We start from the raw sequence: 20,932 nt of genomic DNA on the forward strand, positions 1-20,932 counted from the left end.
TAGTTCCTGGTGATGAGCTTCGTTTCTACGATTCGCCTGCTTGAACACACAAACAAGGAGCAAGAAATGGAAAACACCAAAAACATTCCCCGGCTCGGCATCGACATCGGCCGCGTGCTGATCGCGGCCGAAGGCGCCAACGGCGGGGACACTGCATTCATCGGGGGCTCGATGGCCGATGCGCTCGACACGCCGCCCTACGAAGGCATGTTCGATGCCGTCGCGCCGCTGGTCGACAGGTTCGAAGGCCGTGTCTGGCTGGTCTCGAAGTGCGGCCCGAGCGTGCAGGCCAAGAGCCGTGCATGGCTGCTGCACCACCGCTTCTTCGAACGCACGGGCATGGCGCCCGCCAACCTGCGCTTCTGCCTGCAACGCCCGCAGAAGGCCGACCATTGCCGCGAGTTGGGCATCACGCACTTCATCGACGACCGCAGCGATGTGCTGGGCCATCTGAAAGGCATCGTGCCGAACCGCTACCTGTTCGGCCCGCAGCGCAAGCCGGTGACGGAGGCTGGACTGGTGCTGCTGCCAGCCTGGAAGGACGCGGCGGCGCTGGTCAACTGAACGGCGCCCGAAGTGCTAGCCATCCAGCTCTGCATAGCGCCGGAAGATCCCGTCTTCGTTGAACGCGATGCGGCGCGGGCTCTGCAGGTAGTCGTGCACGCGCTGGCGGCGCCTGACGTTGGCGTGCAACTTCCCGACCGCCGGCGTCGCGGCCAGTGCCCGTGCCGTGGCCTTGGGGAATGCGTAGTGCAGGCCGTCCACCAGCTGGAACAGAGAAAGATCGGCATACGTGAGCGTGTCGCCGACCAGGTGCAGGTCGCCCGCGGGGTTGCGCTGCAGCACCTGCTCGAACCAGTTCAGGAACTTCGGTATGCGCTCTTCACGGAAGGCCCGCGCGCGCTGCATGGCCGCGTCGCGCTGGTCTTCGTAGTAGGCGCCGGTCGAGATGGGATGGTGCGTGTCGTGCGCTTCGGCCACCACGTCGGCAATGGTCAGCTGCAGCTGATGGGTCCACAGCCCGTCGGACTCTCCAACACCCGACAGGCCGAGCCGCGGCCCGAGGTACAGCAGGATGGCGGCGGTCTGCCCCACCACGATGTCGCCATCGACGAGGAACGGCGGCGCGAAGGCGGGGCGCGCGTTGTTGGGGTCGTCGAGCCGGCGGCCCAGTGCCGATTCGCCGCCGCCGCTGGACGCGGGCAGGCGCGCGACATCGACATAGTCGGCGCCGGCCGCCTCGAGCGCGAGGCGCACGAATTCACCGCGGCCCTGGATGGTGGGCCAGTAATGGAGCTGGTAGGAAAGCATTCGGCCATGGTGGCAGGACCCGCGAGGCCCCGCAACCGATCTGGCCGAAGCGTCGGCTTTCGACTACGCGGCGAGGTCCGCGGGCGTCTTGCCGCTTTCGAGCGCGGCCTTGAACCACGCCGGGCGCGGACCACGGCCACCCCACACGTTGCCCTGGTCATCCTTGAAGCGGGGCGCCGACGCGGCCTTCGCGCCCGCCTTCTTCGCACCCTTGCGCTTGGCGGCCGGAGCTGCCGCAGCCCTGGTCTTGCGCACGCCCACTCCCAATTCCTCGGCCGTGAAGCCGTACACCGCAATCGCTTCCTTGATACGGGCCAGCACGCCGGCCGCTTCCTTCTTTCTCAGCGTGTCCGCTTCTTTCTGGAGTTGGGCGATCTGCTTTTGTACCTGGAGGTAAGTCTTTGTCATGCTTGAGTCATTGTCGTTAGAGGGCTAGCGCTGCTTATACACACGACAGGCCCTTTGTCGGCAATGATTAACGAAGGCGTGCATATTGTTACCAACCTGACATCTTCGGCTTGAGCCGATCAGCGCAGCGCCATGCCGGCCAGCACGGCGAGCAGCAACGCCAGGTAGACCCAGGTGTGCACGCGGTCCGGAAGACGGCCGATGAGCGGCGCGGCGGCGCGAATGCCGACCAGCGAACCCACGACCAGCGCGCCGAACGCGGGCACGTCCACATAGCCGATGTGCCACCCTTCCAGCGAAGCCGTGGAGCGCCAGGCCAGCGCCATGTAGGTCGCGGTGCCGGCGAGCGCCACGGGCAGCGACAGCGGGTTGGCCATGGCCGTCGCGCGCGTCATGTCGATGCCGCGGCGGCGCATCAACGGCACCGTCATGACGCTGCCGCCCACGCCCAGGAACGCCGCGATGAAGCCGATGGCAAGGCTGCCGGATGCGGTGGCAGCGCGAGACGACGGGCGCACCATGGCCGGTGCGGCACGCGTCAGGAAGCCGGGACGAAGCAGGCAGTCGAGGATCGTCGCGCCGAGGTATGCGACGAATGCCCAGCGAACCCATTCACCGTCGGCCGCGACGGCTGCCGCGGCGCCCACGATGGCACCGATGCCGATGAAGCCGAGCAGCGGACGGATCTGCGCCCAGTCCAATGTGCCCGCGCGCTGATGCCGCCGCGTGGCGAGCAGCGCGCCGACGATCATCACGCAGGTCGAGGTGGCGACGGCGATGTGCATGGCGGACTGGCCCACGGCGCTGTCGGCGCCATGTGCCGCGATCAACGCCCGGTAGAGCAAGGGAACCACCACGAACCCGCCGCCGAAGCCGAACAGCACGGTGGTGACGCCCGCCAGGCAACCGAAGCCGGCGAGCACGAAATAGAGCGACACGAAGCGCCTCCTGAAGGCATTGAAGAAGCTGCAACGATAGATTTGCATCGATTGGCTTGCTTGCGCATGCAGGCCAATAATGTTTTCATTTCAGCCAATCGACTTCGGCCCATCATGCGCAACATTTCGCTCGATTCCGTGGATGCCGTCGACCGGCCGGTGCTGGCCATCGGCACCGACTATCCGTCGGACACGCTGCTGCACACGCACAGCCACCGGCGCGCGCAACTGCTCTATGGCGCGACGGGCGTGATGGAGGTGGGCACCGACGACGGCGCCTGGGTGGTGCCGCCGCAACGCGGCGTGTGGATTCCGGCCGGCAAGCCGCATCGCGTGCGCATGCTGGGCGTGAGCACGCGCAGCCTGTACATCGAGCCGCGTGCCGCACCGCGCAAAGGCGATCAGTGCGAGGTGCTGAACGTGTCGCCGCTGCTGCGCCAGTTACTGATGGAAGCGATCGAGTTGCCGGCCGTCTACGAGCGCCAGGGACGCGACGGTGCGCTGATGCGCCTCGTGCTGCACGAAGTGGCGCGCGCGCAGGCACTGCCGCTGCATGTGCCCCTGCCCCGCGCGCCGGATCTTGCGGCACTTTGCGTGGCGTTTCTTCGGCAACCCGACATCCATGTGACGCCGGCGATGTGGGCCGCGCGGCTGAACGTCAGCGAGCGCACCTTCAGCCGCCGCTTCAGCCTCGAGGTGGGCATGGCCTTCGGCAAGTGGCGGCAACGCGCCTGCGTGCTGATCGCGCTGTCGCGGCTCGCCGAGGGGCAGACCGTGACCGTCGTCGCGCTGGACCTGGGCTACGACAGCCCGGGGGCGTTCTCGACGATGTTCCGCAAGACGCTGGGGCGGCCGCCCTCGCATTTCGCAATGTCGTAGAACCGCGCGCGGCAGGCCGCGAGCCTGCTGCTGCTGCTCACCAGAACTTCCACCAGGGGCGCTTGACCTGGCGCAACGCCAGGGGGCGGGTGTCGAGGTCGGCGCCCTGCGTGGGGAGGATCGAGTCCCCGGTGCGCCGCCGCATTTCGGTTTCGAGGGCATGCGCAATCCCGCGCGCCTGCTTCTCGCCGCGCAAGGCTCGGCGACGCCATTCGGCGGCATGCGCTGCGAGGCTGGCCTCGTCCAGATCAGTCAACTCCGTCATGGGTGGGCAAAGGAAAAAAACCGGAAGCCTTCGAGAGGTTCCGGTTTGGTATGTGGTGCGTCGCCAGGAATGCAAATACCGGTCACGGGCCGCATGGATGTCGAGCTCTTGCAAGTTCAACGCGGAACAGTACCGACAAGAGTACCGACGAATCTAGGGTCCCGCCTGCTGCGGAAACGCGGCGAAGGGGAGCCCCGACTTTACCCGAACGCGCCGAGGCACTCGGAGGGCGTTCGGCTTGGTCGAACTTGTCCACACAGTCGACAACTCTGGGGACAGTTTCGGCACAAGTGTGATGTTGTCCACAGAGGAAACAACTTCGTGAATGTTGTTCCATTTTCGGGAGCAGTCGAAAAGCGCAGGTACGCACAGCAGCAGAGGCACGACAAGTCGTTGTCCCGTAAGGAAAAAACGACGCTATCCACAGCGCGGGTTTACCCTTATCTACTACTACTATCTTTAATAAGAGAAATAAGTAGATAAGAAGTGCGGGGTGAGGTTGGGGTGACGGGCGCTTCGCGATGTCTCTTTGGGCGAGTGAATGGGCTTGGAATCCGGTCGCGGGATGGGTGGCACATGGGAGAGAGAGAGGCCATATCCTTCACACGTTTCTTGTGTTTGTGTGATGTCTCGAACAGACGTGTGTGCGGTGACTCGGAAGCCATCTCTGGAGCTTCGTCCTTCACGTCTTGGTCGAGCGTGTGCAACGCCCTTTTGAGCGTGTTGCCGCGCATGCAGCGCGTCTTCTCTTGGCGCTTCGCCATGCGGCGGAAGATCTGCTCGCAGGCTCGATCAGTGGAGGGATGTCTTGCAGGACTTGGACGGCCTGCATCGTCATCGGCACAAGGTGCGCCGTGTGTGCTGTTGGTAGAGCATCAGTGAGCACTGCAGGGCCGTACGCGTGGTGACGTTGCCCTTGTGGGCATGGTGCTCGGCCACAGCTGCGCGAGCCCTGCGGGGGCTGTGAGGCCGTGTCGTGGCGCTTCACAATGCGCCCGCGTGACCACGTTCTGATGCGCATGCAGAACAGCGCCACCTCTGCTCCTCGCGATGCCCTCATCCAACGCCTGTGAAGGGTCCTTGGCCGCTTGCGTACGACGTATTGATCTCCCTTCATCCATCGACCCGTGCCTGGGCTTCGCGTGCCCCTTGAACGCAGTCTCCTGGCGCTTCGAGCTTCTGGGGCTCAGTCCGAGCAAGCGCAACGGCATCGTTCGATGTCCGTCCACTGCTTGGCAGATCTCACCTTTGCTTCGGATGAATCACACGTCTTGAGCGATCTCTTGTGCTCACGGCTCAGTGCGGTGCGCAACGCAGCTGGCACCGTGCGGCGCCACGGATAGATGTCCGTTGTCGATTGGAATGGCTGAGCCATGGGGAAGCCGGCGACGAGCCGCCGAACGGCCGGCGGGTCCATGAAGCGAGGGGCGACGGCGCACCTGTCCGGGCAGCCCGGTGGACAGCAAAGCCGTCCCAGAAGCGAAAAAGCCCTTGATCCGGGAAGGATCAAGGGCTTTTGATTTGGTGGCCTGGGGCGGAATCGAACCACCGACACGCTCACAGCCTTGCTAGCCCGTTGATTTGATTAGGTTTTTTCTGAAATCGAACGCGCATAGTGTACCAAACTGGTGTACGTATTCCAAGCCACCCCTTCAGGGAAACGCCGTCAATCGATCTCAGCCTCTTCGCCAACAGAGGCGGTCCTAGCGACTTCAGGCGCAGGGATCATCGTCGCCCAAGGGGTCAGTCTTGGGCCCAAAAACCACCAGAAAGGTTGGGCGCGCACGGCATTAACCATGTATGCGACATCCAAGCTGCCATTTTTTAAACACGGTAGCTCTACGGTAGTTCGTCCAAGCTTCGCTCGAAAGCACTTGCGGTAGTAGGAAAATCGCCAGCGTTCGGAATTGATCTGCGCCTGTATGAAGATCAAGGCTTCCGGAGGAAGCGGAGTGTCCTCTACATTATTTGGCACAGCGACAGCGACATCGTCCTTTGCACCAAATTCATAAGGATGCAGCTTTGCAGTAAGAGGGCTACCGTTAAATGCGATGGTCATCGCGTGCGAATACTTGTTCGAGGCCTGCACGTCGAAGTTGCCGGCAATCCCATTATTCCCATCTGCACACGAAGCTACCGGAACAGTCCCCTCGTCTAGCTCATTCAAATTGTGATACGTGCCGGCATAAAGATTAAAGAGGTCGCCGAGAGCGAACTCTCTAAACTTGGCGCGAGAGGTTGGAAATGTGAAAGAGGCAGTAGTTGAGGCAGTTGCACGGCTAATGATTGCCTTTTCGCCTATGCTGTCACTGCGAAGATCTAGAGCAACGAAAGCCGCAATATTGTCACGCACCTGCCGATCAAGGCGAAGCTTGAGCTCTGCATTCGATGGAATTGAACTATCTAAGTACGCCTCCGGCGACAGTTCAAGAATTGGATCTGAAAAGTCAATTGGCGCGACTTTAAGGCGTTCGGGTTCGCTCGGCACTGCCAAGCGTGGGTCAGAAATAAACGCACGAAGTTTTGGCTGCAGTATGTCTAAGTCGTTGGTGCCGGGAATCGGATAGCGCTTACCCTTCGATTTCCGGTAACCATCGTTGGTAACTCTGGCCCACATCACAGGCACCTGTAAATCATGTGGGATGCCCTTTCGAAGGACAATCGCAACGCTCTGGACGGACACAGGATAAAACAATTCTTCCGGCAGGCTTACCACCGACACTACAGTATGGCTTGCCAGCAATGGTCGTCGCCAAGCACCTGCGCTGCCACCTTCTGAAACGACTGACATTGGGACGATCGCCAGTAATAAGCCTCCATCAGCCATCGACTTGAGGGCAGCTTCCACGAATTTCCACTCATGCTCGTCAGACTTCTTCAACGCAAAAGGCGGATTCATGAATACGCGAGTAACCGGCTCGTCCCCCGACCTTACTGGCTCCTTTACATACCGCGCTGTGGCGTGTCCCTCGACCGTGTCGCGGGCTAAAAATTTGCTAAAGCTATTAGCTTCAACAATGTTGTTCTTCCCGTCTCCGCGAAAGATCATATTGACAATCGCGAGCGCGGCTATAGCGGACTCTTGCTCGATTCCGAACAGGCCAAAACGTTTGAATTTATCCAGTCTGGCGCCTTTGGTACGCTCACGCACATGGTCAAAGGCCGCCACCAGAAATCCGCCAGTCCCACATGCCGGATCAAAAACAATGTCATTCGCCGACACGCCAATTGTGTCAACAGCAAATCGAGTTACGTGCCTCGGAGTAAGTACAATCCCTATTTCCTTTGCGCCATTTCCGTATCGAAGGAATACTTCGTAGAACTTCCCCAACACATCCGTGCCCGAATTCATCGCGGATTTGATATTGAGATTTTGGAGCTGCTGAATCGTCCGAACAATTGCAGCCTTATATTTGACATGGCTGTCTGAATTGGTAGGTGACTCGATTCGCACGAAAGGGTGAAACTCACGCTTTCCGTGCCGCCGCAGTGCTGAGTCGGTGCGATTATTGATATCCCCAATAAGCACTGGCAGCTCAACGTCCAAATCAAGCGATGAAGTCTCTACAAGTGCCAGCAGCAACGCGGCCATCACTCGTGATCGATCATTCTTGTTAATCCCACCATTATGCAGCGTCGCATTAATTTGCTCGGCTGTTTTGAGGAAAAGAGACTCGTTAACCTGATAGTCCGCGATGTTTGGGTTTCCACTCTCAAGCAGCGCATCGACAGTGGCTGGATCAAGAAGGCCGGTGGCCTCAATGCCGTTGATGGTGACCGTTTCGAATTTTCCTTTAACGAGCAATTTAGATCGCACGTCATACCCTGCGCCGTCATTACCCGCGACGCCGCTAATCAGGACTGCCTTTATGCCTTTAGTTTTTTTATTGATCGCCTTCGCATAATCTTCTTCTGCCTCTCTCAACGCTTTGGCAAGAAGGGGCTTGGTACTTTTGGCCTCAATCACCCAAACCTTGGTTTCGCTGAGCTTCACAATGTTCTCGGGGCGGAGCAAGTTCAGAGCCTCCTTCAACAGGGGATGCTCGAAGCATTGGTTCTGCGTCCACACTTGTCCCTCGCTGTAACGCGAGGGATTGCGAAGGCTCCACCCCAGTTCCTTTAGTGTTGCGCGGATGAAGTGATAAGCATCCACCTCGCTCTCGGCGGGCGCCGAGACAAGGGCCTTGTATTTTTTCGTTGCCATCTTTGTGAAATCTGTGAGCCGGTCGGGCGAATCGTGCCCAAACCTTCCAATGTATCTTGTGATTTGGAAGGCACGACAAAAAATCAGTCACCCTCGAACGTTGGTGGCTTCGGAGTCGTTCATACGCTTTCCCGAATCCGGGGGAGTACAAGCTACGCCCATGCAGGAAGGTGGGGCTTAACGAGCCTGGTCCAAGCAGACGGTCACGGGAGCTGTATGCACGAACAGCTTTTTTCATGAAAAACGTCCGTAATGGCCTATTGCACGCACGATGAGCGTGTGCTACCGTCCACTTGAAGAGCTAGGCAATGCCTAAGCTGATTTTTCGTGCTATAATCTAAGGCTTTTTCCAAAAATGGAGTCCTCGACATGTCACTAGTGCTATCGCTCAAGATGGCCGGCGTACAAGGCCTGACTGAAGACCTCCGCACCGTCGTGCGTCTCGCGAGTGAGCATGTTGGTCGAGCAGTGGAAATCCCGCCAGCACTCGCCGGCCGAATGGGCAACGAGCTGACTGCACAAGTCATCGACGATGTACTTGAAGCGCGTCGCGCAGAGCGCTCAGTGCCCGCCGACGTACTCGCACTACATTTGGGCTAATAGGCGAGACATCTGTAACAATGGGGCTATGCCCCTCCGTTATCGCATTGTTTCGTTCAGTCCTGCTGATCTAGCCGCTCCTGAAGTTCTACTCGGTGACGCATCGGGCCTCATTGCCACTGCGCTCGCTAAGCCTGCTATTCAGCAATGGTCAGCTCTCCTACAACATCTCATTAACGCTGGCGCGCAGTCCCTGCTGATACAGCAAGGAGTCCGCGATCCTGATTTCATAGAAGAGCATGATGCCTTCTACTCGAAGCAACAGCGCGCAGTGCCTCGGGTTTGCGTTAGGGTTCATGCGTTTAGCTGCCCTGCGCCCATAGCGACCGCCGGCGCAGACCCGGCCCAAGTGGTACTCAACTACATTGACGCCGCGGCAGCGCAAGCCGACTGCTATCTTGGCTTCACCACTTTACGACCGCTGCGACATGCTCCCGTCGGAGCCACTATCGTCGTAGATACGCCTCAAGCACCGGCGATATGCAAAGATAATTTTCCAGTGCATATAGCCGGCGCATCCTTTGAGGTGCAAGGAACGCCATACCTTCAACAGGACAACGCGGTGGGTGCATGTGCCCAAGCGAGCATCTGGATGGCGCTAAGAACTTTGCGCCGAAGAGCAGGAAATTCCGCATACTCTCCTGCCGAACTTACGGTTGCTGCGACTAAATATACAGCGCTAAACAGAGTTTTCCCAGGCCGACAAGGCTTAACTGTCGCCCAAATGCTTGAGGCCATCCGGTCCACAAGTCATGATCCTTTGGTTATTTCTATTTCTGCCCCACCGGCCCCGGCAGATCCAGCAGTAGTCATCGAAAAAGCGCAGCCATACATCGAGTCTGGTTTGCCGGTTGTGACTTTACTGATGAACCCTAATACTGGCGGACACGTCGTCGTCGGGATTGGCTTAACGCCCGCGCCGCATCAAGGCACGAATCCGACCGGACTAATCATCCATAACGATAATCAAGGGCCATACCTGCACTTGCCCAGGACTGCAGCGGCGGGCACGACCGATTACGCGCTCGATCAAACTGTGTGCTTGATGGTGCCGCTTCCGGACGGTGTTTTTATGTCAGCTGCCGAGGCTTTACCGCAAGCCATTGTGGCATTGGATTTTTGGCTTCCCGCATTTGTCGCAGCCCCACTCCAAGGCAACATTCAACTTCCGCCACTAGTCACTCGTACTTATCTCTGTACTCGGCACGCATTTCGGGAATGGGCTAAAGGATGCGCTGAGCTCGACGATGGGGCACGGGTGATATACCGGACAGCAGAGTTGCCGAAATTCGTGTGGGTTGTGGAGGTCCATGATGCCAATGAATATCGGCCCGGCGAACCAAACCACATGTCGCGACTAGGAGAGGTAGTGCTTGATGCCGCAGCGGATGCATTGCACGGAGATGCCTTGGTCTTTTTTCGCTTAACCCAGAGCATGCTCCCCGTACCGACTACGTCACCTGGCCTTTTAGGCATTGACGATGGATCTGTCGTTGCCTTGGCGAAAGGCGATCGGATGGCAGGGTTGGCCGAGCCTTGGAAGCAGGTTTAGCAATACAGATGGGCATCAAGAAGTCGAGGGCCACAGGACCCACTGGCCGGTGAAAATTGCATCGGCCGACACTGTACCTAGCGGCGAAAAAATGAAATAGATTTGTGCAGGAGGACTCCTCCTCCAAATCATTGCAGGGAGCCCCCTCTACCCCCTCGCCGCCCTAGCCATCACGGAATTCCGCCGACCTTCCCTTTCCAACTTTCGGCTGCGGTTGGACGCGCTCGCAGCAAGAAAGCCCGGGCCAAAATTGTTAGGTCGTGGCAGCATCGACGCGATTGAGCCCCCAGTTACCCTCGTATTTCGCAAGCGGCGCACGATTGAGCTTCGCAAAAGAAACATCGCGGTTATGCGGGTCCTTGCGACTGGCCGTGGGCGCATTGCCGAACTCTCGCGCAACGTCAAAGGGCATCACCCATGCGCGGACGCCGCCTTTCATAGGCAAGAACAGGAAGACCAGCCAATCACATTCAAGCCGCTCGTCAAAGATGAACCAGCTGCCAGCCTTCCACTTCGCGCCCTCTTTCCTGGTCTTGACACTCACACGAACAAGTCCGAAGCCAGACTCCACTGCAAGGTCATAGCCCGCCCAACCGTCCGGCATCTTCGACGCCGGCTTTCCCGCAAAGGTGAACTGGCTCAATGCGTAATGCTCCCCGGCATCTCCAAGCATTTTCGAAGTTACAGCGGGCGATATCTCTTGTTCCAAGCTGACTCGCAATTGGGCGCCTCGTGAAAAACTCGGCTTCCTCCAGATGGTAGACGGTCGGTCTCATTTTTCTGACGGTGGAGTCCAAAAACGACCGTATACGGACAGCCCCTTCAGGCATGTCCAAAATCTAGCTTGACATACTTACGGACACCTCAGATGATTCGGACACCCTTAACGAACATCACACCCCGTCATGTCCCGTGTTTTCGCTTACTGCCGCGTCTCCACTGCCGATCAAACCACTGACAACCAAGTAAAGGAGATCGGGGCGGCCGGCTTCAACGTTATCGCCTCACGAACTATTGCGGAAACGGTGTCGGGGAGCGTAGCAGCGGCTGAGCGGGCGGGCTTCTGTCAATTGCTCAACAAACTGGAGGATGGCGACGTACTGGTGGTCACGAAGTTGGATCGCCTAGGGCGGAATGCGATGGATGTGCGGGCGACAGTGGAGGGGCTGTCCGGGATGGGCGTTCGCGTGCACTGCTTGGCGCTGGGCGGCGTGGACCTGACCAGCCCGGCAGGCAAAATGACTATGGGTGTCATAGCAGCCGTTGCAGAGTTCGAACGTGATCTGCTCGTAGAGCGAACGCAGGCCGGGCTTGCACGCGCTAAAGCCGAAGGAAAGGCCCTGGGCCGTCCGTTTTCGTTATCGGAGCTTCAGAGCCAAGAAGTGCGCCAGCGGGTCAAGGCCGGCGACTCCGTCGCAGCACTCGCCCGGGAATTCGGAACCAGTAGGCAAACCATCATGCGAATAAGGGATGCGGTAGGCCCAACTGCCTAGAGGGTGAAGGCGTTGCGAAATGAGCAGGCACCAAGGCCTCAGATTGAGCGATAGAGGCGCGCAGCACTTACTCGCCCCGGGGATGCACCCACCTCTCCAGATCATGCGCCAAACGGGCGAAAAAGGGCCTTCCCGTGACTGTTTGTCCTCGGTTTTCAAGATCTGTGCGAAATCGATCAAGCAGAGGGGGCCTGGATCGCAGCGGCGGCGCGTTGGCTGATGCTGACGCCGAACTCGTCCCGCATCCAGTCCTCCATGGTGACCGCTAGACCCTCGGCTGCGAGCGCATCAAGTAACGAAAGTCTCGCCTCAAGCGCTGGGGTCCGACGATTGCGGTTGGCTTGTCTTACACCTCTGAGCAGGACTCGTGTGACTTCATTCTTGTCCTGCCGTGCGAGCCTGCCGATCCAGCGTGCCGCCCTGAGTTGGCCGTGCATGGGTAAGCACCGGAAGCCGGACCGACGCAGCGTTGCACTGTCTGGCATCGCAGTGAGGCCTTCGAAAATCGAAGCAAGACGCCCAAGAGCCACAGTCAGGGCCACTCGGTCCAGCAGTTTCATTCAACCTCTCCAGATGGCGCGCCGCAATCCTGCGCTGAGACAGTTTGCCACAAATCAGACTCATAGTCTGTGTACTCATAGTCTAAGCGTGGCAAGACTCCATGCGTGCATCGGACCTTCGCCAAACCGCCATCCAAAGAGAAAGCGCAAGTCGCGTTTGGCGCAGCAATGCGAGCTTTGCGGGAGGCGCGCCAGTTCACGCAGGAAGGCTTGGCCGAGCGAGCGGAACTGCATACGACTTACATCAGCTCGGTCGAACGCGGCGAGCGAAACGTCTCGCTCAACAACATCACGCGCATCGCCTACGCTCTTGAAGTTTTGCCGTCCGAACTGATGCGCTGCGTTGATCCCGTCAGATAAGCCCCGACGTCCTGGGCTTGCGAGGACCAACTGCGATCAATGCATGAGGTGCAGGCATCACCCCAGGAGCGGGGTCCGCAAGCTTGGTGTCTTAGCAATGGACGCAGCCTGAAGCCTTTTCCTTGGGAGAGATGCTCGCGGATTGGGTCGGTAGACCTGAAAGAGGAGAGCAGCAATGTCGTTCCTCGCAACTACGGGGATGCGCATGCTCCGTGTTCGGACAAAGACAAAAAAGTAAAAATTCCCCTTCCCTATCTAAAGGGAATGAGAGGGAAATGGTATGGAGTGCTCATCTTGAATCATCGCAACAAGCAGCCGGAGCCTTCCGAGCAGACGAACCTCGAAAATATTGTGTCGCTCGCTTGGGGCGAAGACATCGAGGAGCATTCCGCTGCGCCGCCTCCCCCCTCTCAGGTAGAGCGAAAAGCGACAAGAACCAAGGTCATCTCACGAGCGCGTGAGCTACGAAATGAGCTGCAGAGAGTTGCAGATGCGGCGATCAAAGAGGTCGTCACCGCAAACCCCGTCAAATTCGCCGGGCTGAAGGCTGCGACAACGACCGTGGTGCTGCCGGAATCCAGCGGCGCGACTCGCATGGCCAACCGGGCAATCGTTCAGCGAATCCTTTCTCCAGAAGGGGCAGCCTCAACCCAGACAGCAATACGGCAGCACGTTGAGAAGTATTTTGGTGTGGGCGCACCCAAGGACTGGACAAAGCCCACGCCAGCGTGGTTACTGCCAAGAATTCGAGAAGCGGTACGGAATGCCCCCGCGCCGTTCAACGAAATTGAAGTGAAACGGGGCATCACACTAAGAAAGCTGCATCGCGAGGCTGTGCAGCTTTATCGAAGCCGCCAGGGCGATGGCCTATCGATCAAAGCGACCATCACCCTAACGGCAGACACTGTTCTCATTAACAAAAGGGCGTGGAAGATCAATCCGACAACCCAAAGGATCATCGTCACCATCAAACAACTGCGCGATCTCGGCGCTTGAGACAGTCAGGTCATTTGCTCCATATCCAGTCTGCGTCCGCAGGAAAAGGCCGACATTGGACCTCCCCCTAAAACGGGACCACCTATAAGAGAGAAAGCACGTTCACTCGTACGCGCCCGCCGACTTACACCCTTTGCTCGCCGCTCGCGCAGTCAATGCGCGCCGTGCCACTCCGGCCAGAGCCTTGAAGCTACAGTCCCTGGATTTCTTGCACGCTGTCTTCCAGCACATCCAACGATGGGTAGCGAGCGATTTCGGCGGCCATACGCACCAGCGGCATTTGCCCATAGTCACGCGCCACCATCCCAGCCCCGGCATGACCGGTGATCGCATCGTGTACGTCCTCCGGTATGCCCACCTCTCGGCATAGCGTTTTGAATGTGTGGCGGAAACCATGCGAAGGGCTAACTGAAGTATCTAGGCCCACAACGTCGCGCAAATATGCTGCCCAGCGCTTACCGAAGTTTGCGCCGTAAAAACCGGCTGGACTTGGCTTGAGCTTGGGGAACAACTGCCCACCTGCCGGGACACTTTGCGCATATTCAAGGAATCCTCGCTCAACCAAATCAGGATGAAGCGGAATCATCCGCCGACTCCCTTCCGTCTTCACTCCTCGATCTGCGTCATCGTCATCCGGCATCGCCAGGATGCTCAAACAGGGAATCCCTTCCCTGGTCAGCACGTCTCTCACGGCGAGTTGCGCCAGCTCTTCGCGCCGTGCCCCCGTGTAGAACATCAGCAGCGGCATCCAATACCACGCTCGACCAAAATCCGCACGGGGCGCAGACCAATCAACCTGAGTAAAAATCGGGCTCGTAAAAATACTGCGCAGTTCGTCCTTGGTGTAATCTTTGCGCCGCCGTGATGCAGCGCCGCGACTGCCAGCGGCCTTGGCTGCGGCTCTGCCAATGCCGCCTGCGATGACCGGATTTTCCGCAAGCACCCCCAACCTCACACCGTGACTGAGCACAGCGGACAAGGCTCGCAGCTTGTTTCGGATGGTCGGCGCAGAGACCCTGGGCAGCCCTTCGGCTTCCGCTTTCGCGATCAATTGTTTTGCCGATAGCTTGCGGATGCCGTCGCCCTTCGCGGGCAATTGCGCCAAGTAGGCTCGGTACTCACGAACAGTCTCGCGGCTGATCTTCTCGATAGGGAGATCGCCACAGAGTTCGATGAACTGCTTGAGCGTTGCTTCGTAGCCGTCCAGCGTCTTGCGAACGCCCCGCGTGTCACCATCGTTGAGCTTCTTGTCGGCGCCGTAGGTCTTGAAAAGATCAAGCAGTTTCGTTTGCCGCTTCGATGCCTTCCGCTTGGCTTCCACCGTCAGCGGCTCATGTGGCAGAACATCAGGTTGGACCGTCCAGTTGCCTTCGTAACGCTGCGATGCAAGCTCCGAAAGCCTGAGCCAATGCTCACGAAACGCGAGAACGAGGCGCGCATGCAGGCGAGCATCTGCTGGCATCGGCATGCCGCTCTCTTTCAACGTCTGGGCGACATTGCGCTTCACGTCACGCGCGAAGTCCTCCTCCTCCAAGAGCCCCTCATTCAACGCCGTCCTGGCACTGACAAGGCGCGTGTACTCTTGGTATTGGTTGCCTTGCTCGTTGACCCAGGTCTCGGCTTCGAAGAGCCATGACGGAAAGTCACCTGTGTTTTCGAGCTTCTGCTGCTCCGAGCGAAACCATCGCGCGGCCAGTTGCTGGATGTCTCGTTCGCCCAGCGCATCGAGACCGTCTGATTGCGCCCGAGCGAGCGCGAAAGCATCGTCCGATCTCGCCCACTCCTCGGCAAATCTCGTCTTCGCTTCGTACGGATCGCGGGTCTTGAGCGATCTCTTGTACTCGTGACCGAGCGCAGATCGCAACTCGGGCGGCACCTTGCGGCGCAACTGATAGATCCCAGTCGGGGACTTGAACGGCTGGGCCATGAACGAGCGTCGGCGAACAGTTGATGCGCCGCCGATTCTATGAAGCGTAGATGCCACGGTGTACCTGCTTGGTGTACCAAATCAAGCGGGTAGCAAGGCGCCACATACTGAAAAGCCCCTGATTCCGTTAAGAATCAAGGGCTTAGAAGAGTGGTGGCCTGGGGCGGAATCGAACCACCGACACGCGGATTTTCAATCCGCTGCTCTACCAACTGAGCTACCGGGCCTCGGTTGCATTGTGTGCAGCCCTAAATTATACAGCGCTTCTGCGCCCTCTTGAAAGATCCACACCAAGTTGTTTGAGCTTGCGATAAAGATGGGTGCGCTCGAGGCCGGTTTTTTCGGCCACGCGGGTCATCGAACCGTTCTCCATCGCGAGGTGGAATTCGAAGTAGGCCTTCTCGAAACCGTCGCGTGCATCGCGCAGCGGGCGGTCGAGGTCGAAGCTCTGTGTCGACTGCGGGCCGGCATCGGGCACAGGCACCGAAGCCAGCGACGCCATCAGCAGGCTGTCGCCCGTGGTCGTGATGGCGGTGGGCGTGGTGCCACCGCCTGGCGCGGGCACCACGCCCGCGGCAGCGCGGCGTGCGCTCTCGCGGGCCAGGCCCTGCTCCACCGCCTTGAGCAACTTCTGCAGCGTGATGGGTTTCTCGAGGAACGCGAAGGCGCCGATGCGCGTGGCATCGACGGCGGTGTCGATGGTGGCGTGCCCGCTCATCATGATGACGGGCATGCTCAGCAGGCCGGCAGTGGACCATTCCTTGAGCAGCGTGACGCCATCGGTGTCGGGCATCCAGATGTCGAGCAGCACGAGGTCGGGCCGCGCGCGTTGCCGGGCCGCGCGGGCTTCGGCGGCGTTTTCCGCGAGCTCCACGTTGTGGCCTTCGTCATTGAGAATTTCGAAGAGCAGGTCCCGGATGCCCAGCTCGTCATCGACCACGAGAATGTTTGCCATGAGTGCTGCTTGTTGTATGCGCTGGTGTCTGCAAAGGTAGATAGGGTCCGCTGGCCCGTCCATCGCCTGAACGAATGACGGATCGTTCGTTCGCGCTCAGGCGGCGGAAGACTTCGAATCTTCGGTGTGAGCGGCCGCTGCGCGCGACTCGCTTGCCAGCGCGAATGATAGCGAGACTTGCGCACCTGCCACAGCCCCGTCGACAACGCGGTTGGAAAGCTCGATGCGCGCGCCGTGCTCGTCGGCAATCTTCTTGACGACGGCAAGGCCCAAACCGGTACCTTTTGTTTTCGTCGTGACGTAGGGCTCGAAGGCGCGCTTGAGAATGTTCTCGGCAAACCCGGGGCCGCTGTCCTGCACGGTCAGGCGAACGCGCTGGCCCGAATCGCCGAGCCGCGTGCGAACGACGACTTCGCCCGCCTTGCCGGTGCCGCTTGCGGCGGCCTCGGCTGCGTCCTGCGCGTTTTGCAACAGGTTGTGAATGACCTGCCGTATCTGCTGCTCGTCACCGCGGATCGGCGGGCAGCGCTCGTCGAGTTCGGAGCGCAACGCAATGGGCAGGCTGTCGGCGTGATACAACTGGAGCACGTCGACCAGCAAGGCATTGAGGTCGACCGGCTTGAGGTCGGCCGCGGGCAGTCGCGCGTAGTCGCGGAATTCGTTCACCAGCCGCTTCATGGCATCGACCTGGTCGACGATGGTCTTCACCGACTTCACGAGGATGGCCTGCTCGGGCGGCGCGACCTTGCCCGAGAGCTTCATCTCGAGCCGCTCGGCCGATAGCTGGATGGGCGTGAGCGGGTTCTTGATTTCGTGCGCCAGCCGGCGCGCCACTTCGCCCCAGGCTTGCGCGCGCTGGGCCGACACGATTTCGGAGATGTCGTCGAACACCAGCAGCCGCGCGGCGCCTGGCAATTCGGCCCCGCGCGCGACGATGTTGATGGCGCTGTCCTGTTGCGGCAGGTCGTTGCCGCTGGCATGCAGCTCGAAGGCGTGCTGCCAATGGTCGAGGCCGTGCTGCATGCGCTCGACCTGGAACTCGTCGAACTGCTGCTGCACCTTGGCGCCGAAGTCGGCCAGGCCCGGCACGTCGACCAGCGCCTGCCCTTCGTAGGCGGCCAGCGGGGCGCGCAGCACGCGGGTGGCACCCGGGTTGGTGGAGAGCACGGTGCCCCTGGCGTCGAGCACGATCACACCCGAGGTGAGGTTGTCCAGAATGGTCTGCAGATTGGCGCGGGCGGCGTCCAGCTGGTCCATTGTTTTTTCGACCGCGCCACGGGCATCGGCCAGCTGCTGGGTCATCACGGCAAAGGAGCGCGTGAGCCCGCCCAGCTCGTCCTTGCCCTGCAGCACCGCGGTGGGCCGCAGGTCGCCGGCGGCCACCTGGCGCACGCCATCGGCCAGCACGAGCAACGGCCGCGCCAGCTGGTTGCCAAACAGCACGGCCAGCAGCACCGCGCCGAACACGGCGAGAAACAGGCTCAGCGTGAGCGTGCCGATGTACATGCGGCGCAACCCCTCGCGTGCGAGCGCCCGCTCCTGGTATTCGCGGTTGGCTTCCTGCACGGCCAGTGCGTTGGCCACCACGGCGGGCGGCAGCGGCCGCGTGACCTGCAGGTAGCGTGGCGCGGTGTCGAAGTCGAAGCCCGGCCGCTGCACCATGGCCAGCGCGCGCACGCTCGCGGCGGGCGGCGCGGCGCCGGGCATGGCGGTTTCGTCCAGGCCCTCGACGTGCGCGACGGCCCGGTCCGGCCGGACCTGGCGGAACTGCTGGGTGGTCGGCCGCTCGGGGTTGAGCTGAAAGCGCGATGCGCCGGCGCTGGCGATGAGCTGGCCGGTGCCGGTCCACAGCACCACGTCGCTTGCTTCGAGCTGGTCGCGAATGCGTTCCAGCGCAAGACCGGCGCTCGCATCGGGCACCTGCGACAACTGGCTGCTGGCGGCGCGAGTCTTGGTGGACAAATCGTCTGACAGCGAGTCGAGCGTGGCGCGCCCGAGATTCAAGCCTGCATCGAGCGCACCTTCGACCTTGACGTCGAACCAGCTCTCGATGGAGCGTGCAACGAACTGGTACGACACGACGTACACCAGCGCCCCGGGCACTACGCCCACCAGCGCGAAGATGGCCGCCAGCTTGATCAGCAGGCGGCTGCCGAACTTGCCCTGCCGCAAGCGCCGCAGCAGCCGGAAAGCGACCCAGCCGATCACCAGCACCAGCAGCACCGCCACCACGACGTTGACGCCGAACAGGCGCACGTAATAACGCTCGTACAGCGCGCGATTGTTGGTCGCCTGGGCCAGCAGGAACATCAGCACGAGGCCGATGGCCGTGACCATGGCCGCGCCAACGCCCACGGCCCAGCGCATCGCGCGCGAGCGGCGTGCGGCGGGCGTGGCCGCGGCGCCGCTGCGCGGCTTGGTGCTCACCGCTGCTTCTCCAGCGCCAGGCGCGCGGTGCGCTCGGCCGAGATGTTCCAGTCGGCCTGGCCGACCACGCCGATCTGGAAGGGGCGTGGCAGCTGCGAGGTGTCGAGCCGGAAGCGGAAGGTCACCTGGTGCAGTGGGTCGTCGCCGATCTCGTTCACGTCGCCCAGCCGCATGCGGCCCACGCGCTTGATGGCATCGAGTGCATCGGCAAGGGTGTCGAAATTCTGGTTGAGCGAGATGCCGAGGCCGGCGGCGCCGGTGATCGGCACGGGCGACACGTTGAGCCGCCAGCGGCGCGTGAGCGGCTGGTAGGCCAGCCGCATGTGGCGCGCGACCTGCCCCACCTTGCGGTCGGCCCAGTACCAGCGCTCCTGGTAGACCTCGGCCTCGGCCACGAAATAGATGGCAATGCCCTTGTCAAGCACCTCCTCGACCAGCGAGGGCAGCTCGAACTGCACGGCCGCACCGAGGTAGACGCCGTCGTCGGCCTGCTCCAGCCGCATCTGGGTGATCGAGGCACCGGGCCGGTTCTGGGCGGCCGCCGGCGCCGGCAGCCACGCCGCCCACATCGCACAGGCCCAGAGCAGCACGGCCAGCAGGACCGGCCAGCGCCGCTCAGTGCGAGCGTTTTTCAAGCAGGGCGTAGAAAAAGCCGTCGTGATCACCAGAGGGATTGTCCGGGACGCCACGGGCATTCGCCCCGCTTTGAGGCAGCAAATGGCCGGGGGATGGCAGCAAACGTGCGTTGGTGTTGTGTACAAGAAACGCATCAATTTGTTGCGACCCCTCTTCGCGGAAGACGGAGCAGGTGCAGTAAAGGAGCCGGCCGCCGGGTCGAACCAGCGGCCAGAGCGCGGCCAAAAGGGCGGCCTGCTGGCCCGCAAGCTGGGCGGTGTCGCTTTCGCGGCGCAGCCAGCGGACATCGGGATGGCGGCGCACGATGCCCGAGGCGGTGCATGGCGCGTCGAGCAGGATGGCGTCGAAAGGCGTGCCGTCCCACCAGTCGGCGGGGCGTGCGGCATCGGCGACCACGACCTTGGCTTTCAGGCCGAGGCGGGCCAGGGTTTCGTCGATCCGGCGGCTGCGGACGCCATCGACCTCGAGGGCGATCACGTCGACTGCCTCCGGGCCGGCCATCTCGAGCAGGTGCGCGGTCTTGCCGCCGGGCGCGGCGCAGGCATCGAGCACACGCAACGGGGCGGCGCCCGGCTTCGCGGGAAGCAGGCCGTCGAGCAGCAGTGGCGCGGCCATCTGGGCGGCGGCGTCCTGTACGGAGCAGGAACCGTCGGCAAAGCCGGGCAGTTGCTGCACCGGCCGTGCGCGGGCCAACTGCAAGCCGCTGGGGCCGACGCGGGTGGCGTCAAGGCCCACGGCCTCCAGCTCGGCCAGATAAGAGGCTGCGGTGGTTCTCTGGGCGTTGACGCGCAGCGTCATCGGCGCCTGCGCGTTGTCGGCGCCCAGCACGCGCTGCCATTCACGCGGATGGTCGCGCTTGAGGCGCTCGATCCACCAGCGCGGATGGTTCCATTGCGCGACCGGCTCGCTGTCGGTCACGGCGACCAGCTCGTCGCGTTCGCGCAGGAAGCGGCGCAGGCAGGCGTTGATGAAGCTGGCCTGCGCCCGCGTGGCGGGGTTGCGCTTGGCGGCCTCGACCGCCTGGTCGACCAGCGTGAAGGGCTCGTAGGGCGCACGTTCGGGGTCCCAGGCCAGCGCCAGCGCCGTGCAAAGCAAGGCATCGGGCAATGGTGGCGGCGTGCGCTTGGCGAGGTGGCGTCGCAATGCTTCGGCACGGCCGAGCCAGCGCAGCACCTGGAAGCCGAGCGCCTGGACGCCGGGCCGCAACGCGGGCTCGACGGCCTCGAATGCCACCGAGCCCGAAGTGCCGGCGCGAATCGACGCCAGCGCCACCGCGGTCAATTGCAGTTGGCGCCACAGCGGCGGTTGCAGCAGCGGCGAAGCGTTGCTGGAAGGGTCGGTAGGTAGATCAGCCAAGTTGGGGCGATGGTAACGGGCGAGCCAAAGGCAGGACGCCGCGCAAGGTAAAGAAAAGAGGCCGC

The 20,932-nt window shown here is 61.2% G+C and carries 19 protein-coding genes and 1 tRNA gene; 6 read left to right on the plus strand and 14 right to left on the minus strand.

Annotated elements, in window-relative coordinates:
• Positions 1-66: 66 nt before the first annotated feature.
• A complete protein-coding gene (locus tag DBV14_RS16400) occupies positions 67-564 on the plus strand; it encodes a hypothetical protein (RefSeq protein ID WP_124460226.1) in 498 nt (165 codons plus the stop codon).
• A gap of 15 nt (positions 565-579) precedes the next feature.
• On the opposite strand, the gene DBV14_RS16405 is transcribed toward DBV14_RS16400, so the two are convergent.
• From DBV14_RS16405 to DBV14_RS16415, 3 genes are all read right to left on the minus strand, one after another.
• Entirely contained in the window at positions 580-1,311 is a 732-nt protein-coding gene (locus tag DBV14_RS16405) for a glutathione S-transferase (RefSeq protein ID WP_124460227.1), read from the minus strand.
• A 63-nt stretch (positions 1,312-1,374) separates the two neighbouring features.
• Complete coding sequence (locus tag DBV14_RS16410) at positions 1,375-1,719, minus strand: H-NS family nucleoid-associated regulatory protein (protein ID WP_124460228.1); 345 nt, start codon at positions 1,717-1,719, stop codon at positions 1,375-1,377.
• Positions 1,720-1,838: 119 nt separating this feature from the next.
• Positions 1,839-2,705 (minus strand): sulfite exporter TauE/SafE family protein, encoded by an 867-nt coding sequence (locus DBV14_RS16415; protein WP_185546032.1) that lies wholly within the window; start codon positions 2,703-2,705, stop codon positions 1,839-1,841.
• A 66-nt stretch (positions 2,706-2,771) separates the two neighbouring features.
• Here DBV14_RS16415 and DBV14_RS16420 point away from each other — a divergent pair, with 66 nt between their 5' ends.
• Positions 2,772-3,536, plus strand: a complete 765-nt coding sequence (locus tag DBV14_RS16420; RefSeq protein WP_124460229.1) for a helix-turn-helix domain-containing protein — start codon at positions 2,772-2,774, stop codon at positions 3,534-3,536.
• A gap of 37 nt (positions 3,537-3,573) precedes the next feature.
• Here the strand turns inward: DBV14_RS16420 and DBV14_RS16425 are convergent, their stop codons facing one another.
• The 3 genes from DBV14_RS16425 to DBV14_RS16435 all read right to left on the minus strand — a co-directional run bounded on the left by DBV14_RS16425 (position 3,574) and on the right by DBV14_RS16435 (position 8,005).
• A complete protein-coding gene (locus tag DBV14_RS16425; RefSeq protein ID WP_124460230.1) occupies positions 3,574-3,801 on the minus strand; it encodes a hypothetical protein in 228 nt (75 codons plus the stop codon).
• A gap of 1,186 nt (positions 3,802-4,987) precedes the next feature.
• Positions 4,988-5,218 (minus strand): DUF6538 domain-containing protein, encoded by a 231-nt coding sequence (locus tag DBV14_RS34215; protein WP_369008193.1) that lies wholly within the window; start codon positions 5,216-5,218, stop codon positions 4,988-4,990.
• A gap of 249 nt (positions 5,219-5,467) precedes the next feature.
• Positions 5,468-8,005, minus strand: a complete 2,538-nt coding sequence (locus tag DBV14_RS16435; RefSeq protein WP_260397078.1) for a class I SAM-dependent DNA methyltransferase — start codon at positions 8,003-8,005, stop codon at positions 5,468-5,470.
• A gap of 628 nt (positions 8,006-8,633) precedes the next feature.
• Here DBV14_RS16435 and DBV14_RS16440 point away from each other — a divergent pair.
• Positions 8,634-10,157 carry a hypothetical protein gene (locus DBV14_RS16440; protein ID WP_124460232.1) on the plus strand — a complete coding sequence of 508 codons (1,524 nt, stop codon included), beginning with the start codon at positions 8,634-8,636 and terminating at the stop codon, positions 10,155-10,157.
• A 253-nt stretch (positions 10,158-10,410) separates the two neighbouring features.
• Here DBV14_RS16440 and DBV14_RS16445 read toward each other — a convergent pair whose 3' ends face one another.
• Entirely contained in the window at positions 10,411-10,800 is a 390-nt protein-coding gene (locus tag DBV14_RS16445; RefSeq protein WP_124460233.1) for a hypothetical protein, read from the minus strand.
• A 262-nt stretch (positions 10,801-11,062) separates the two neighbouring features.
• Between DBV14_RS16445 and DBV14_RS16450 the strand changes: the two genes are divergently transcribed.
• Positions 11,063-11,650, plus strand: coding sequence for a recombinase family protein (locus DBV14_RS16450; RefSeq protein ID WP_124460234.1), 588 nt, complete (start codon positions 11,063-11,065; stop codon positions 11,648-11,650).
• A 176-nt stretch (positions 11,651-11,826) separates the two neighbouring features.
• On the opposite strand, the gene DBV14_RS16455 is transcribed toward DBV14_RS16450, so the two are convergent.
• Positions 11,827-12,210, minus strand: coding sequence for a hypothetical protein (locus tag DBV14_RS16455; protein ID WP_124460235.1), 384 nt, complete (start codon positions 12,208-12,210; stop codon positions 11,827-11,829).
• Between the two features lie 105 nt (positions 12,211-12,315).
• Between DBV14_RS16455 and DBV14_RS16460 the strand changes: the two genes are divergently transcribed.
• Together DBV14_RS16460 and DBV14_RS16465 are read left to right on the plus strand one after the other, a co-directional pair.
• Positions 12,316-12,570: a helix-turn-helix domain-containing protein gene (locus DBV14_RS16460; RefSeq protein WP_260397079.1), complete on the plus strand. Its 255-nt coding sequence runs from the start codon at positions 12,316-12,318 to the stop codon at positions 12,568-12,570.
• A 294-nt stretch (positions 12,571-12,864) separates the two neighbouring features.
• Positions 12,865-13,566, plus strand: coding sequence for a hypothetical protein (locus DBV14_RS16465; protein WP_124460236.1), 702 nt, complete (start codon positions 12,865-12,867; stop codon positions 13,564-13,566).
• A gap of 190 nt (positions 13,567-13,756) precedes the next feature.
• Here DBV14_RS16465 and DBV14_RS16470 read toward each other — a convergent pair whose 3' ends face one another.
• The 6 genes from DBV14_RS16470 to rsmB form a co-directional block, all read right to left on the minus strand.
• Complete coding sequence (locus DBV14_RS16470) at positions 13,757-15,493, minus strand: site-specific integrase (protein WP_185546033.1); 1,737 nt, start codon at positions 15,491-15,493, stop codon at positions 13,757-13,759.
• Between the two features lie 151 nt (positions 15,494-15,644).
• A tRNA-Phe gene (locus DBV14_RS16475) sits at positions 15,645-15,720 on the minus strand.
• Between the two features lie 26 nt (positions 15,721-15,746).
• Positions 15,747-16,448 carry a response regulator gene (locus DBV14_RS16480; protein ID WP_124460237.1) on the minus strand — a complete coding sequence of 234 codons (702 nt, stop codon included), beginning with the start codon at positions 16,446-16,448 and terminating at the stop codon, positions 15,747-15,749.
• 96 nt (positions 16,449-16,544) lie between these two features.
• Positions 16,545-18,875 carry an ATP-binding protein gene (locus DBV14_RS16485; protein WP_124460238.1) on the minus strand — a complete coding sequence of 777 codons (2,331 nt, stop codon included), beginning with the start codon at positions 18,873-18,875 and terminating at the stop codon, positions 16,545-16,547.
• Positions 18,872-19,510: a DUF4390 domain-containing protein gene (locus DBV14_RS16490; protein ID WP_124460239.1), complete on the minus strand. Its 639-nt coding sequence runs from the start codon at positions 19,508-19,510 to the stop codon at positions 18,872-18,874. The genes DBV14_RS16485 and DBV14_RS16490 overlap by 4 nt, the downstream gene beginning before the upstream one ends.
• Entirely contained in the window at positions 19,491-20,822 is a 1,332-nt protein-coding gene (gene rsmB, locus DBV14_RS16495) for a 16S rRNA (cytosine(967)-C(5))-methyltransferase RsmB (RefSeq protein ID WP_124460251.1), read from the minus strand. The genes DBV14_RS16490 and rsmB overlap by 20 nt, the downstream gene beginning before the upstream one ends.
• Positions 20,823-20,932 lie beyond the last annotated feature (110 nt).

The sequence above is a fragment of the Variovorax sp. KBW07 genome (genome assembly GCF_003852515.1).
In the GTDB taxonomy this organism is placed as follows: domain Bacteria; phylum Pseudomonadota; class Gammaproteobacteria; order Burkholderiales; family Burkholderiaceae_C; genus Variovorax.